Origin of the sequence: Segatella copri, assembly GCF_003465495.1 — a bacterium.
Classification (GTDB): Bacteria; Bacteroidota; Bacteroidia; order Bacteroidales; family Bacteroidaceae; genus Prevotella; species Prevotella copri_G.
The window spans coordinates 39,129-54,412 of sequence record NZ_QSAV01000024.1; the positions used below are offsets into that span (position 1 = coordinate 39,129).

At 47.1% G+C, this 15,284-nt stretch carries 9 protein-coding genes; 2 read left to right on the plus strand and 7 right to left on the minus strand.

Features of this window, described 5'->3' with window-relative positions:
- Position 1: 1 nt before the first annotated feature.
- The 7 genes from DWV53_RS08660 to DWV53_RS08690 all read right to left on the minus strand — a co-directional run bounded on the left by DWV53_RS08660 (position 2) and on the right by DWV53_RS08690 (position 11,183).
- Positions 2-2,956, minus strand: coding sequence for a TIM-barrel domain-containing protein (locus tag DWV53_RS08660; RefSeq protein ID WP_118152978.1), 2,955 nt, complete (start codon positions 2,954-2,956; stop codon positions 2-4).
- A 114-nt stretch (positions 2,957-3,070) separates the two neighbouring features.
- On the minus strand, positions 3,071-7,207 hold the full coding sequence (locus DWV53_RS08665; RefSeq protein ID WP_118152980.1) for a hybrid sensor histidine kinase/response regulator transcription factor: 4,137 nt from the start codon (positions 7,205-7,207) through the stop codon (positions 3,071-3,073).
- A 55-nt stretch (positions 7,208-7,262) separates the two neighbouring features.
- Positions 7,263-8,285: a LacI family DNA-binding transcriptional regulator gene (locus DWV53_RS08670; RefSeq protein ID WP_118152986.1), complete on the minus strand. Its 1,023-nt coding sequence runs from the start codon at positions 8,283-8,285 to the stop codon at positions 7,263-7,265.
- A 356-nt stretch (positions 8,286-8,641) separates the two neighbouring features.
- Positions 8,642-9,055: a GtrA family protein gene (locus DWV53_RS08675; RefSeq protein WP_117587282.1), complete on the minus strand. Its 414-nt coding sequence runs from the start codon at positions 9,053-9,055 to the stop codon at positions 8,642-8,644.
- Entirely contained in the window at positions 9,028-9,864 is an 837-nt protein-coding gene (locus DWV53_RS08680; protein ID WP_118152982.1) for a phosphatase PAP2 family protein, read from the minus strand. Before DWV53_RS08680 ends, DWV53_RS08675 begins: the two co-directional genes overlap by 28 nt.
- 35 nt (positions 9,865-9,899) lie before the next feature.
- Positions 9,900-10,568: a CDP-alcohol phosphatidyltransferase family protein gene (locus DWV53_RS08685; protein ID WP_118063543.1), complete on the minus strand. Its 669-nt coding sequence runs from the start codon at positions 10,566-10,568 to the stop codon at positions 9,900-9,902.
- Positions 10,569-10,640: 72 nt separating this feature from the next.
- The gene (locus DWV53_RS08690) at positions 10,641-11,183 is read right to left on the minus strand and encodes a phosphatidylglycerophosphatase A family protein (RefSeq protein WP_117694481.1); all 543 of its coding nucleotides are present in this window, start codon (positions 11,181-11,183) and stop codon (positions 10,641-10,643) included.
- Between the two features lie 364 nt (positions 11,184-11,547).
- Here DWV53_RS08690 and DWV53_RS08695 point away from each other — a divergent pair, with 364 nt between their 5' ends.
- Entirely contained in the window at positions 11,548-14,151 is a 2,604-nt protein-coding gene (locus tag DWV53_RS08695) for a DUF5686 and carboxypeptidase-like regulatory domain-containing protein (RefSeq protein WP_259305855.1), read from the plus strand.
- Between the two features lie 87 nt (positions 14,152-14,238).
- The gene (locus DWV53_RS08700; protein ID WP_006847727.1) at positions 14,239-14,877 is read left to right on the plus strand and encodes a helix-turn-helix transcriptional regulator; all 639 of its coding nucleotides are present in this window, start codon (positions 14,239-14,241) and stop codon (positions 14,875-14,877) included.
- Positions 14,878-15,284: the final 407 nt, after the last annotated feature.

Genomic DNA, 15,284 nt, shown 5'->3' on the forward strand with positions numbered 1-15,284 from the left:
ATTACTTCAGTTTTACAGTAACTGCCTTACCAGCATACTTCACCATCTTGCCCTTAGGCGCCTTGGCGAGGCTGATACCCTGCTGGTTGTTATCACTAACAAGTACGATATTGAAGCGACGCTTCTGGAGCATACCATCAAAAGCACCCTTACGGGCAGCGATAGTAATGGTCTTCTGAGCATCATTATACTTGAAGTCTATCATAGCATACTTACCCTTCTCGTAGTTGTAGTTGGTTCCCTCATCCTCATAGAGTGTATAAGAACCGTCCTTGCCTGCATAGACATAGAGGTCGATGAGCTCAGCCTTCTTCTGATCGCTCCACTCCATCTCTGGACCCACAGGAAGAATAGAACCCTCTGGAACAAAGACAGGAATCTTATCGAAAGGCGCATCAGCTACGATTGTCTGTCCACCGGCATAGTGCTTACCTGTATAGAAATCATACCAGCCCTTCTGCTTAGGAAGATAAACATTGCGGCTGTACTTCTGATACTCGCCTACAGGACAAGCCATGAGAGCAGGACCGAACATCCACTGGTCTTTGATGTCGTAAACATTGTCATCGCCGTTGAAGTCCATTACCAAACCACGCATCATGGTATAGTCCTTGAAATGAACCATACCCGCCATACTGTAGAGGTAAGGCATCAGACGGTAACGGAGTTTATCGTATGCAACGATGGTTTTATAAGCAGGATGATCTGCCGGAGCAATGTTCCAGACCTCACGGGTAGGCCACTGGCCATGAGTACGATAAAGAGGTACGAAGCAACCGAACTGGTTCCAACGCGCCTGCAACTCGCGCCATTCCTTCAAGTCAGCATTTTCCTTACCGGTCTTATCGAACTCCTGCTGGGCAGCCACATAGCGGTTCTCTACACAGAAACCGCCCTGGTCCATTCCCCAGAAAGGCAGACCTGCCATAGAATAGTTCAAACCGGCTGTCATTTGGGCACGCATATCTTCCCAACGGGTAGCAATGTCACCAGACCAGGTAGCCGTACTGTAGCGCTGCTCACCGGCAAAACCGGAACGGGTCAGGAGGAAGACACGCTGGTTAGGGTTCACACTGCGCTGTCCGTTATAGATAGCATCAGCATTCACGATGCTGTAAGCATTGAAATATTCGGTAGATGTACCGAGGGCAGTAGGACCTGAAAGGGCCTTGCGGTACCACATCGGGGTACAGTCACGAACGTTTGGTTCTGATGCATCCATCCACCAGGCATCGACTCCGAACTTATACTTGGTATAAAGATTCTCGTCCATCTGGCGCCAGAACATCTTGCGGGCGCCATCAGAATATGCATCATAGAATGAACCGCGGAAGCCGAGCCAGTCGTGAATATCATCCTTGATAGCCTGATGATACATCCAGCCCTTGCTGTCGAGTTCCTTATAATTCTTGACCGTATCATAGAACTTAGGCCATACGGAAATCATGAAGCGGCCATTCATCGCATGTACGCTGTCGAGCATCGCCTGTGGGTTTGGATAGCGGGCAGCCTCAAACTCATGACTTCCCCATGAATCCAGTTTCCAGTAGTTCCAGTCCTGAACGATATTGTCTACAGGAATATGCAGGTCGCGGAACTTCTTCAGGTTGTCCTCGATGTCCTTGCTGCTCTGATAGCGCTCACGGCTCTGCCAGAAACCGAGGGTCCACTTAGGATAAAGCGAAGCCTTGCCGGTAAGCGTACGGTAACCGGAAATCACCTCATCGAGATTCTGACCGGCAATGAAATAATAATCCATATCCGGCGACATTTCACTCCAGATGCTCAACTGGTTCTTCTCTGCCTCAGAACGAGGAGCTGCTACGCGAAGTCCGCAGTAGGAAACATCACCATCTGGCTGCCACTCGATACGGATAGGAGTCTTTACACCCTTCTTGATAGGAGTTTCAAACTTATAAGAGTTCGGATTCCAGGCTGTACGCCAGCGCTCAGGAACTACCAGTTTGCCATCGATATAAATCTTCATGTAACCGGCATAATAGAGGATAAACTGATAGAAGCTGTTGGTTGGAGCCTCTACATAACCCTCGTAAACCACCTTGGAACCATTCAGCGCGAAGCCCTTTGGCAGGTTCTGAATACCACCCTTATCTGTCTTGTTGCAAATCTCAGAAGCCTCAGGCATTGCATACTCAAAGTAAATGCTATCTTCGCCTCGAACAATCTTCTTACCGTTCTTGTCTACATAAGTACCTGTCAGCTGACCTTCCTTTCCATCTTTATCATAGAGTTTGAAGGCACGGTTGAGCTGGAGATAATCTTCCGGATTACCCCAACGGCAATAAGAATAAGAATCCCAGAGGATGCCGTAGTTTTTATTAGAGATGACGAAAGGCACACTCACCTTGGTATTATACTGGAAGAGGTCTTCGTTCTTACCCTTCATGTTGAGTTCCTCACTCTGATGCTGACCAAGACCATAGAACGCTTCGTTATCAGGAGAGTTGAAGAGCGCACGCCATGACCATCCGTGCTTCTGTGCTTCAGGAACCTTGGCAATGTCTACACCGATTTCACGGTCAGGCACAGTGAACGGCTTGAAAGTTTTTCCGCCCTGAGCAACCTCGTTGAGAAGGACATTGTCTTTCAGGTCATAGAAGGTAATCTGACCCGTAGCCTCGTTCATGACAGCACGCATAGCTGCAGTGGTAATGATGAGATTGTCTCCCTGCTCTTCCACCTTATACTTTGCCTTGCTGTTTTGAGGCACTATTATCAGACTCTGTTTATTACGGAAACTCTGTTCGGCTGTAGCCTGAACACGGATAATCTTATCGCTCACCACCTGGAGGCGAATCTGACTAGGACCAAAATTCTGGTGTTGCTTCAACTGAACAGTGAGATAATTACCATTCTGGTTGAAACCGGCTGCCTGCATGCCTGTGGCACTCATCAGCAGCACTGCTGAAATCAATAATGTTTTAGTTAGTCTCATTTTATACGTTTAAAGGAAAATTTAAAAATCTGCGGCAAAGATACGAGAAAATTCCCGTATCTTTGTGCGCAAATGTTATCTGTATGTGTATAAAATGTTAACTAGAAGCGTAAACTACTCTGATTCTGACAGATTCTTACGATATTGAGACGGCGTAACGCCATACGCGTCTTGGAAGTATTTAGTGAAATAACGTGGATTATTGAATCCCACCTTATAGGCTATTTCACTGATGTTCAAGTCGCCCGAGCGGAGCAGATGCTCTGCAAATTTGATACGCTTGGTTCTGAGATACTCAGAAGGTGTAATACCCGTCAGCGAAATCATGCGTTTATATAATTGTACGCGTGAAATGCTAAGATGAGTACTCAGCGATTCTACCGATGTTTCAGGATTGCTCATATTGTCGCGGATATAAGCATTTACCTCATCGATAAATTTGCGGTCGGCCTCTGTTATTACATATTCTGTGCTCACATTCTTGCGTTTCTTCAAGAGGTTCAGAATACAGAGATTCAACATATCAATATCGAATGGTTTGGCAATATACTCGTCAGCACCACACTTCAGACTTTCCTTACGTTGCTCATCTCCCATACGGGCTGAGAGCATGATGAAAGGTATGGCTGTTGTTTCGTCATTGTCCTTACACATCCGGCAGAGTTCGTTACCATCCATCACAGGCATCATCACATCGCTCAGGATGATGTCTGGACGACGGTCGATGATCTTGTTCCAGGCATCCTGACCATTGACAGCCTCAACAACCGTATAGTCTGTCAATACTTCGTTCATAAACTCACGGAAGTCCTCACTGTCGTCAACGAGGAGCACTACCGGCTTCCTGATCATCGATTCTCCAGGCTGATGCGCATGTTTACTCATTCCGTAGAGAACGTTCTTACCTGCATCCGGATCCTCATCAGTAGCCTGATGCACCGTGGTTATGATAGGGGCTGCTCGCAAGGAACCGAGATGTGCCGTAGAATTGGAGGTGGTACTGCTCTCTATCGGAAGGTCTACCATAAAGATGGTTCCTCCGCTTGGATTATCTGTAACATCTACTTTACCGCCATGCAGTTCGGCAAACTTCTTTACCAGGTTCAAACCTATTCCGCTACCACCCTGCGGCTGCATTTCAGTACCATTAACCTGATAGAAGCGCTCAAACACATGTTCCTTCTCCTTATCGCTGATGCCCTTGCCAGTATCAGATACTGAGATGCGGAGCATATCCGAATCCTTGTCTCCTACACGCTGGCGGAGTGCAACACTCAGAGAAACGGTGATAAATCCTCCATCTGGCGTAAACTTATAGGCATTGCTCAAGAGGTTATTCACGATTTTTCCTACCTTATCAGCATCAAACGACATCTGCAGACTAGGCACCGTAGAATCGAAGGCAAGCGTTACTTTGCTGTTTGCCAAAGTACGGAACGAAGTACAGATATTGTCAACGAAGCTCACAATGTCGATATGCGACAGGGTAAGTTTTTCCTTATTCTGGTCTATCTTGCGGAAGTCAAGAATCTGGTTTACCAGATTGAGCAAACGGGTAGCATTGCGATGAATCATCTCCAGCTTTCTGCGTTTAGACTCATCTCTTTCTTCTCTGATCATACTAACCAGCGGCGAGATAATCAGGGTGAGCGGAGTACGGAGTTCATGACTCACATTGGTGAAGAAGTTGAGCTTCAGTTCGTTCAACTCCTTGGTTTTCTTGATACTGTCTTCCTTGCTCTGGAGTTCGAATTTAACACGCTGCTTTTCGAGCATGCGTTTACGATAGAGATAGAAAGCTACACCTATTAATATAATATATACGATGAACGCCCATAAAGAGAGATAGAAAGGCGGGTGAATATGAATCTTCAGCGTGTTCACCTCTTCGCTCACACTACCATCAGCATTCACCACCTTTGCCTCCAGGACATAGCTGCCTGAAGAGAGATTGGTAAAGGTAGCCTCCGGACGTCCCTCCGGTGTCAGCATCCATTTGTCATCAAGTCCCTTCATGCGATAGAGGAAACGGCAACGGGCCGGAATACTTACCTGGTCGGAAGCAAACTGTATGGTAAACGCCTTGTCCTTATAACTGAGATCCAGTTCAGGATGAGTATCGAGCGATTTTTCCAGAGGCACTCTTCCCTCAAACTCCTCACCTGCCTTCAGCGGATGATCGAAGAGTACGAAACCGCTGAACAAGACATGTGCATGTTTCTGGGCAGGAAGAATCTTGGCAGGATTGATGATATTAATACCATCCTGTCCACCGATGGCGATGGCTCCATTTCTCATCAGACAGGCAGAACGCTGGTTAAACTGGCGGCTCTGCAAGCCATCGAGCGAATTGAAGCTGATCATCGTAATGTCCCATTTTCCCTGATTATTCTTGGTCAGCGTAACACGGGTAACGATAAATTCAGAAACCAGCCAGATGTTATGCTGCTTATCTTCGAGCACCATACAGCCTACCGTACCCTGCGTACCATTGAGGTCATTGATTGACTCCAACTGTCCTGAAGCCTCATCATACATGGTGACACCCGCAGGCGAAGCCATCCACAAGATGCCTCGGCTATCCTTCATCATGTAATTCAAGGAAGGACTAGGGAAAGGCTGTCCGTCCTTGGTTGTATTCACATTGGTTACCTTTCGGGTTCCGAAATTAAAGATAGAATAGTTCTGCGAATGACCTATCAGAATTTCATCTTTATTCGGCAGGAAGAGCGAGTTGATAAAATCGCTGGTAATACCCGAATTCTGAACATTGTAGGTTGTAAACTTTCCGCTCTCAGGATTATAAATCTGGAAGCCTGAACCCAAGGTTCCGATAATCAGGCGATGATACGGATCTTCGGCAAGACACCAGACGCTGTTATTGGCAAGTCCGCCAGGAGCTGCCTGAAAACTCTTCCATCTGCCGTTCTTATATTGGGCAAGTCCACCATTGAAGGTGCCGAAATACATCGTACCATCAGCCATGGTTACGCTGCTGACCACAATATCCGAAGTCAGACCGGTTTCAGCCTGTGAGAATCGCCAGCTCTGTCCGGTAAGCGGACTGTAGCAAACAATACCGCTATCATTGGTTCCGCACCAGAGATTACCATTCAGATCCTGCGTGATTGTACACACATCACCAAGCGGAATAGTTGTGAATTTCTGAGCGGCAGGCGAATAATAGGCCACGCCGTTCTTGTAACTACCTACCCAGATAGCTCCCTCATCATCCACATAAACCTTCTGCAGGGAATTGTCAACGATACTTCCCTTTGCTTCGGAATGAACATACTGACGACAGATTTTGCGTTTGAAATCAACAAAGAAGAGACCATTATGGTCGGAAGCCACCCAAAGATTGCCTGCCTTATCGCGGGCAATATCACGCATCAGAATACGGGTTGGGCAAGGAATAGCAATGCCCATGTTTGTAAGATAAGAACGGGCATCGGTCCATTTTCCGGTTTTAGACTGATACACGTAATTGGCATTACTTACAGAAACCCAGAAACCACCTATACCATCATAGAAAGTATAGGCACCATTATCACCGGCAGCTTTATGGTTAGCAAGGAAGGAATTGGACCAGAGAACCTTCTGTTTCTGTCCGTTGACACGGCAGATTGTACCATCAGCATAGGTAATGAGCGCATCGCCGTCAACCTCGGTTATTTTACTGATATTTCCCTCTTTCAGACAGCCCGGCTGAGCCTTTTTGGTAAATTTAAAAAGGTAGGTATTTTTGGTTTTGGCATTATGAAAGTAGAGTCCCTGTCCGTAGACTGCTATCCACATGTTCTTATCCTTATCTATCAGGAGTTTATAAGGAGGTCCCTGCACGTGGATGTTTTTGAGCCATTCTTCCGGTTTGCGGTTAAACTGCTCTTCATCATATTTGTAGATGCTGTACCCCACAGAGGTATGCACCCAGATATTTCCATCATAGTCTTGCTGAAGTTCATCTACCGAATTGTTAGGCAGCGACTTATCATCAGTGTTGCTATAATAGAAAGTTTTCATACGGAAGCCGTCAAAGCGGCACAGTCCCGACTGGGTACCTAACCAGATGTAGCCTCTGGTGTCCTTGAGGATGGCACCCACCTGACTGTTCGTAAGTCCATCATGATTGGTGAGGCTGCTGAATTCTACGTTTTCATAGGCAGCCCATGCCCTCTCCGGCTGCATGAGCAGCAAGAGCAGAAACAGCACGATGGCATGTTTCAAGTAGTTTTGTTTTTTTATCATCATAATCGTAGGTTTATATATATTTATCTGAAAAGATTTTTTATTTCTATAATAGGTTTTATTTCACGTCGTTTTTTTCAGAACTTTCGCGTATTTTCAGAATCATCGGTACCACTTTTTTGTAGATTCTATCATCTCCATTGATACTTCTCATGAGTAGATCGCAGGCTGTGGTTCCCTGTTCGTGTGCCTTGTCCATGATAGCCGAGAGTTTCGGCGTAACGAAGGCAGCAGTATCACCATCGGTAAAACCGATGATAGCAACATCCTCTGGTATGCGGAGCCCTTTTTCCTTGATAGCATCGAAGGCGGCATAGGTGATAATATCGTTAAAGGCGAGGATGGCATCAGGTCTGTCCTCCTTTTCGAGGAGACGGAGGGTAGCGTTTCGGGCCACATCGAAATCGATTTTGTCGCAAACCACGAGGTCACGGTCGATAGGGATGCGGTTCTCTCTCAGCGCCTCCAGATAACCGTGTTTTCTGCGGCGCACCATATCAAGATGGTTTGGACCGCCGATGAAGGCGATGCGGCGCGAACCGGTATCTATCATATGCTGGGTAGCCTCCTGGGCGGCAACATCACCATTGCCTACTACCTGGGAGAACTTATCTTCTAAACAACAACGGGCAAAGAACACCAGTGGAACTCCCATCTTATGCAACTGCTCGAAATGAGAATAGTCGACCGTATCCTGTGCCAGACAGGCGATGATGCCTTCCACATGCATATTCAGGAAGTTTTCTACCGCTCTCTTCTCGTGTTCTGTATTCTCGTGGCTATTGGCGCTGATCACCGAATAACCATTCCTTACGGCATAATCTTCTATACCATCCAGCACGGCAGCATAATAATGAGTCACCAGGTTTGGCACAATTACACCAATCACCCTAGGTGCTTCTTTTCTGAGGCTCTGTGCAAAGGGGTTTGGTCGATAATTGAGCTCCTTGGCAAGGCTTTTCACCTTTTGAGTCATCTCCTCACCCACTTCATGGCTGTTTCGCAAGGCTCTAGATACAGTTGCTATGCTGACGCCAAGTCGGTCGGCGAGGTCTTTCAAAGATGTTCTTCGTTGTTTCATATTCAGTTTATGCTTATTATCGATATACATTTTGTATTCACATATTCTGCATATTTTCGTCTTTCGACAGCAAAGTTAGTGAATTCTTTGCAAAGATAACAATTTCTTTCGAAAACGCAAACGTTTACGTTATTATTTTTTTGAAAAAGTTTATTTTATTGTGAAAAAACTCGTAATTTTGCAAAATGAAAAGTAATGAATAGTTGATAATAAGTTAGTTAGAAACAAGCGTGGGTTTGGAATGTCGGGAGACAATCCAAACTCTTTTTTTATGTCCCGATGTCAGCAGATTACCTGATAGGATACAAAAAAAGATGAGGGCACATACTGAATACTGCCCCCATCTGATATGGTTATTACTGCTTAAAAACAAATTTCTTCTGTCCGGGATAGTTGACGAATATCGCTACCAGCAGAGATACAATACTCTTCGGAATCATATAATGCAGCTGAATATGTTCGTGCGCATTCAGAAATTCGGTCAGGGCGATAGTGCCGCCCGAATTGAGCATCCAGCTGATGCCCCAGATGATAAAATAGCGCCAGGCTACACTCTTTTTCTTGCTCTTGGAATCGCCGAACACATAACGGTAATTCAGTATGCAGTTGGTAATGCCGCCACTTATCACTCCCAGCGCATTGGCAAGTCCGTAATAAATGCCGATGATATCTGAGAGGAAGAATGCCAGTCCGAAGTCTATCACTGAGGCGCAGGAGGCGGTCAGTTCCGCCTTGCCGAAGGTTACGAGTTCTTCTTTAATCTTGCCCATATTCTCTTGGATTCCATTAGCAGTACGCCTACTATCGTAGTAAGAATACCCAACATGACATCGATGATATAATGATGACCGGAATAGACTGCCGTCCACCAGATGCCCAGACAGATGCAGGCGAAGAGCACCACCGTATACCAGCGTTTACGGCTCATCACAGCATAAATCGTAGTGAGGAACATATAGGCAGCATGCAGGCTAGGCACGGCAGCAAAGACATTGGCATTCTTGCCGTAGAGTCCGTGGAACACGTGCAGTCCGGTCATTTCGTCCCATCTGCCCAGACCAGCCACATTGCCCGGTGTATTGAGCACAGCCTTGAAGCCATAGTTCATCGCGTACCAAGGTGGAGCAGCCGGATAGATGTAGTAGCCGATGAAGCCGATGACATTCACCAGCAGGAAAGCCCAGGAGAAACGCTTGAACCAGTTAAGCTGTTTCGTAAGATACAGATAAAGAGCAAAGGCGATAGGCACCGGAACCCAGCAGAGATAGAAGATGCCTGCCCAGAAATCAGCAAAACCGCAATGGTGAACCTTGAAGTATTCGCCCGGAATCATCAGCTGGCTATGGTCGGCTACAGCCTGCAGTTCTGCGCAGGATGAAGCAGCAATGCCGAAGAGCGACTTTTCTGCATGATAGAGATTCGCCACGTCAATATCGTTCACCATATAGTTAGGATAAAGGCGCATCGAATCGTAGATGATTCCAAAGAGGAACCAAGGCAGAAAATAGAAGGCAAAACGGCGTGTCTTCTTCCAGGCTGCGAGTACCGCCAGGAGGATAATCAGATAGATACTAAACACTTTTTTCTACTTTTTATAGATAGAACTTGAGTTTATTATTTATGAGCGTTCATCACAACATAACAATGCCAGATGCGCCAGAAAGCGGTGATGTTTGCCAGAACGGCAATCAGAATCATTCCGCCAGCCAGCCACCAGATATTGCCTGTAAAGCCGGTAATCATCGCAGTAACGGCAGTAACGACAACGCGCTCAGGACGCTGCATGAAACCTACCTTGCACTCAATATCCAAACCCTCGGCACGGGCACGGACATAACTTACCATCACAGAACCGATCATCGCTGCAAAGGTGACTACGCCCATCCAGAACCAGGTCATATCGCCCTGCATACGTACGAAGATGAGGCAGATGCCAAAGAGACTTACCAGTTCGCTGTAGCGGTCGAGTGTAGAATCCCAGAGTGCGCCGAAGAGACTGCTCTTGCCGCTCATACGTGCCAGACGGCCATCCATCATATCGAAGAGACCGGCTGCAAGGATGATGAATCCACCCCATCCTACAGTAACCATGCAAGATGCATAATCAGCCTGCTCTGTTCCGAGCATCCATGCAGCATCGAGGAAGAAACCGGCTGCCACGATATTGCCCAGGAATCCTACGAAGGTGACAATGTTAGGAGTAATACCTACTGCTATCATCGCCTTGATAAGTGGATTGATGATGGCATAGATAACTTTTTGTAAGAAATCTCTATAATTCATATTTTAATCTATTTTTTATTGCCTGTTTAAGAAATGTCTGTTTAAGAATTTGTTTCTTTAAGAAATGCCAGACTAGATGATTCCAGCCGAAACCAGTATGATTTTGATGATGATTAAAGAAACGGCTGCATAGAGGCCGCCCAGCAGATCATCAGCCATCACATAGAAGGCGCCCTGTCTGTTATCCAGTTTCTTGATGCCCAGCGGTTTCACCATATCAAAGAAGCGGAAGAGAACAAGTGCCACCAATGCCCACCACCAGGCATCTTTCACTTCGCCCTGAGCGGTAAGCGGGGTTAGCAACGACAGGGGAATCCACACGCCAGCCATCTCGTCGATGACCACACGACTGGGATCCTCACCCCAGTAAGGCTGCAACTGCGCTGTTGCCCAAGTGCCCAGAATAGTGGAAACAATGACGAGAAAGAAGGTGATGCTCTGCAGACTCTCGCCCGTAATACCGAGTCCGTAAGCCAGGGCTGCCCAGATGAGGGTTGCCAATACAGAGCCAGCCGTTCCCGGTCCCCAAGGCCAGAAGCCACTGCCGAAACCGGTGCCTATGATGACGGGCAGCAAAGGAGGCCGCTCGTCGGTAAGATTTCCCTTGTTATTCATTCTCTTAATGTTTAATAAGCCCGCAGAAGGGCGTTTCTTCTTTAAATTTCAGTGTGCAAAATTACGCTAAAAAATTAAATTAACCAAATAGTTTTCTGTTATTTTTCTGAATTTCATCAGATATTGACAGATAAAAAGGTGAAATAGAGCAATATGAAGGGGATTTATACCACTCAGGCTCGCACGGCGAAGAGCAAGAACAGGCTGCAGAAGGAACTGCATGGAAGCCTTTTTCTGAAAATCTCATAAAAAACTGAAATAATGAATAGGTTTTTGCGTCTATTTACGAATAATGTTATAACTTTGCATCCTGAAAGCATTAAATCATGGGCGGAGAGCCCCTATATATAATAAGGTATAAAAAATGAAAGGTATTAAAAAGTTGTATTTTACGGTCATCCTTCTGATGATTTCTACGCTTCAGATGATGGCTCAGCAGAAGATAACAGGTCGTGTCATTGATGACGACGGTTTTGCCGTACCGTATGCAAGCGTGCAATACAAAGGACATAAAATTGCGGTTTCCAGTAACGGAGAAGGTAAGTTTACCATTGACAAGAAGCCGGGACTCATGCTCACCGTAAGCGCACTGAGCTACAAGAGCACATCGGTGAAGGTTGACGAAAAGACCAACTTCCTGGAAATCAAACTGAAAGACGATACGCACAAACTTACCGAAGTGGTGGTGAAATCGAAAAAAGGCCGCTACAAACGTAAGGATAATCCTGCCGTAGAACTGATGCGGCGCGTGATTGCTGCCAAGAAAAAGAGCGACCTGAGCAATCACGACTATGTGCAATATGATAAGTACCAGAAGATTACGCTCGCGCTCAACGACCTGAAGAAAGAACAGCTCGAAAGCAAGTTCTTCCAGCGCCGCCAGTATCTCCTCGACCAGGTAGAAACCTCTCCATACAACGGAAAGCTCACCCTGCCTGTCAGCATCGACGAGACGGTTTCACAGCATATTTACCGCAAAGATCCGAAGACCGAAAAGGACATCATCAAGGGTCAGCAGAGCAATGGAATCGGACAGGTAATCCAGACCGGAGAGATTCTCAACACCGCCCTGAAAGAGGTGTTCACCGATGTGGACATCTACGATGATTACGTGCGCCTGCTGCAGTATCCCTTCCCATCTCCTATCGGCAGAACAGCCATCAGCTTCTACCATTATTACATCGAAGATACGGTGTATGTGGAAAGAGATCTCTGCTACCATCTGCAGTTTATCCCAGCCAACAGCCAGGACTTCGGATTCCGAGGCGAACTCTATGTGCTTGCCGACAGCAGCCTGCACGTGAAGAAATGTAACCTCTACATGCCTCACAACAGCGATGTAAACTGGGTTACTGACATGAAGATTGAACAGGAGTACACCAAACTCGACAACGGCGAGTGGGTGCTCTCTAAAGACGATATGATAGCCGAACTGCACGTCAACAAGCTCCTTCAGGACCTGCTGGTGGTGCGAAACACGCGAATCACCGATTATGCCTTCGATGCCTTGCCGAAGCAGCTCTTCAAGGGCAAGGCGAAGATCAGGCACGATATGGATGCGATGAACCGCGATGAGGCATACTGGAACAAATACCGGCAGGTGGACCTCACGAAGAGTGAATCGTCGATGGACAGTTTTATCCACCGCATGGAGAACTCCAAGGGATTCAAATACATCATTTTCGGTGTGAGAGCCCTGATGGAGAACTATGTGGAAGTGGCTCATACCAAGGGCAAAAAGGTAACGGTGAAAGACAGTCTGGGTGTTGAAAGAGACAGCATCATCAACGACCGCCGTAGCCTCTTCGACCTCGGACCTATCAACACGTTCCTCTCCAACAACTACGTAGACGGCGTGCGCCTGCGTCTGGCGGGCAGGACGATGGCAGCCCTCAACCCTCACTTCTTCTGGGATGGTTACGGCGCCTATGGTCTGAAGAGCAACAAGTGGTATTACGGCCATGTGCTCACCTATTCGTTCAACAAGAAGAAGAACAGTCCGTTCGAGTTCCCGATGCGCAAGCTTACCTTCGAACTGGGGCATGATATTACATCTCCATCCGATGATAACCTGCTGCACAACAAGGACAACTTCTTCATGACCCTCCGTGCCACTACGCAGGACCAGATGTATCAGTATCACCGCCAGAAGGTGACCTTCACCTACGAAACCGACTGGGGCTTCCGCTTCGACACCAGCCTCCGCTGGCAGAGCAACCGCACCGTGGGCAATCTCCACTACTTCAGGGTGAGCGACGGCGAGGAAATACGCAAGATACGCACCACAGAGGCGAGTGTAGGCTTAGATTACAACCCGGGTGTCACCTATGTCAACACCAAGCAGCAGCGCCTGCCTATCAACCTCGACAGTCCTGAAATCTCGCTTCGCCACACCATGGGCTTAGACGGATTCATGGGCGGCCAGTATCAGAGCAACCTCACCACGCTGGGCATTTACAAGCGCCAGTGGCTGGGAAGCTTCGGCTATATGGATTTCAACATCGTGGGCAAGGCGCAGTGGAGCAAAGTGCCTTTCACCATGCTCATCCAGCCACCGGTCAACCTCTCTCTCTTCGAGCAGGAGGCAACCATCAGCATGATGAAGGACTGGGAGTTCCTGAGCGACCGCCAGCTGTTCTGGTCAGTAGCCTGGGATATGAACGGCAAGTTGCTCAACCGCATTCCGCTCATCAAGAAGCTGAAGTGGCGTGAATATGTAGCCATCAAGGGTGTATGGGGCGATTTGACCAGCAAGAACGACCCGAGCAAGAACCTCAATGATGAGAAGCTCTTCAAATTCCCTACCAACTCCTATACCTTTGGCAAGACGCCATACTGGGAGTTTGTAGCCGGCGTGCACAACATCTTCAAGTTCTTCGGAATAGATTATGTTCGCCGCCTCAACTATTATGACCATGCAAACATCTCAAAATGGGGCATCCGTATGGGCTTCCTCATGTCATTCTAATAAGAAAAAAGATGCCTTGATGCAGTATTTTCATTGCATCAAGGCATTTGCGTACATATATAAACAACATATAAGAGAGTAAACACAATGAAGATTCTACTAGCAGACAAACAGGACATCACAAGAGCCGGATTGAGCTATGTGATCAGTAAGATAGAGGGTTTGGAAACCCGGACCATCGAAGACAAGGCAGACCTGATGCTTGCCTTAAAGGAGAATGAGGATACGGTTGTAATACTCGACTACACCCTTTTCGACATCAATGATGCTGCCGAGTTACTTATTTTAAACCAGCGTTTCCCATACACGCGCTGGCTACTGTTCAGTGAGGATCTGAGTGCCGATTTCGTGAAGATTCTCATCGCCAGCAGTACGCAGTTCAGCGTATTGCTGAAGGAGTGTTCGCTAATGGAAATCAAGGAGGCGATACGTTTCTGTGTGGCAAGCAACCGTTTTGTCTGCCAGCGCATGATGGAGGTTCTTCTGGCTCCGAAACAGGAGGAGCAGGAGAAAATCAACCTCACCAAAACTGAGACAGAGATTCTGAAAGACATTGCGTTGGGAATGACAACGAAAGAAATAGCCGAGAAGCGCTTTTCCAGCTTCCATACGGTCAATACCCACCGCAAGAACATATTCCGCAAGCTGGGCGTAAACAACGTTCACGAGGCTACGAAATATGCGCTGAGAGCCGGTTTGGTTGATTCGGCAGAATACTATATTTAACTTCGGTTACTGAAGTTTCGCATGTGGTTCAAGTACGGGCTGAAGGCCCAAAAGCTCCCAGCCCAGGGCATCGCCCTGGGTATAATGACAATCAGCAAGGCGCCCTGTAAGGGCAAAAGCTTTGTATATTGTCAGGTATTTGAAAGCTTTTGCCCTTACAGGGCGACAGGTTTGCGCCCATAAACACCCAGGGCGATGCCCTGGGCTAGGAGCTTCTGCCCTTTCAGGGCGTGTGGGGCTTACTTACGAAACTTGAGTTCGGTTAGTTTATAGCAATCTTGCAAACGGCTAAGCCCTATTAACTATCAACTATAAACTATCAACTTTTTTAGTGGGGGGGGTTAACAGGGTTAACAGTTAACAGCTGTTTTTTGCATGGTCCCCCTCGCGTACCTTATTATATAATA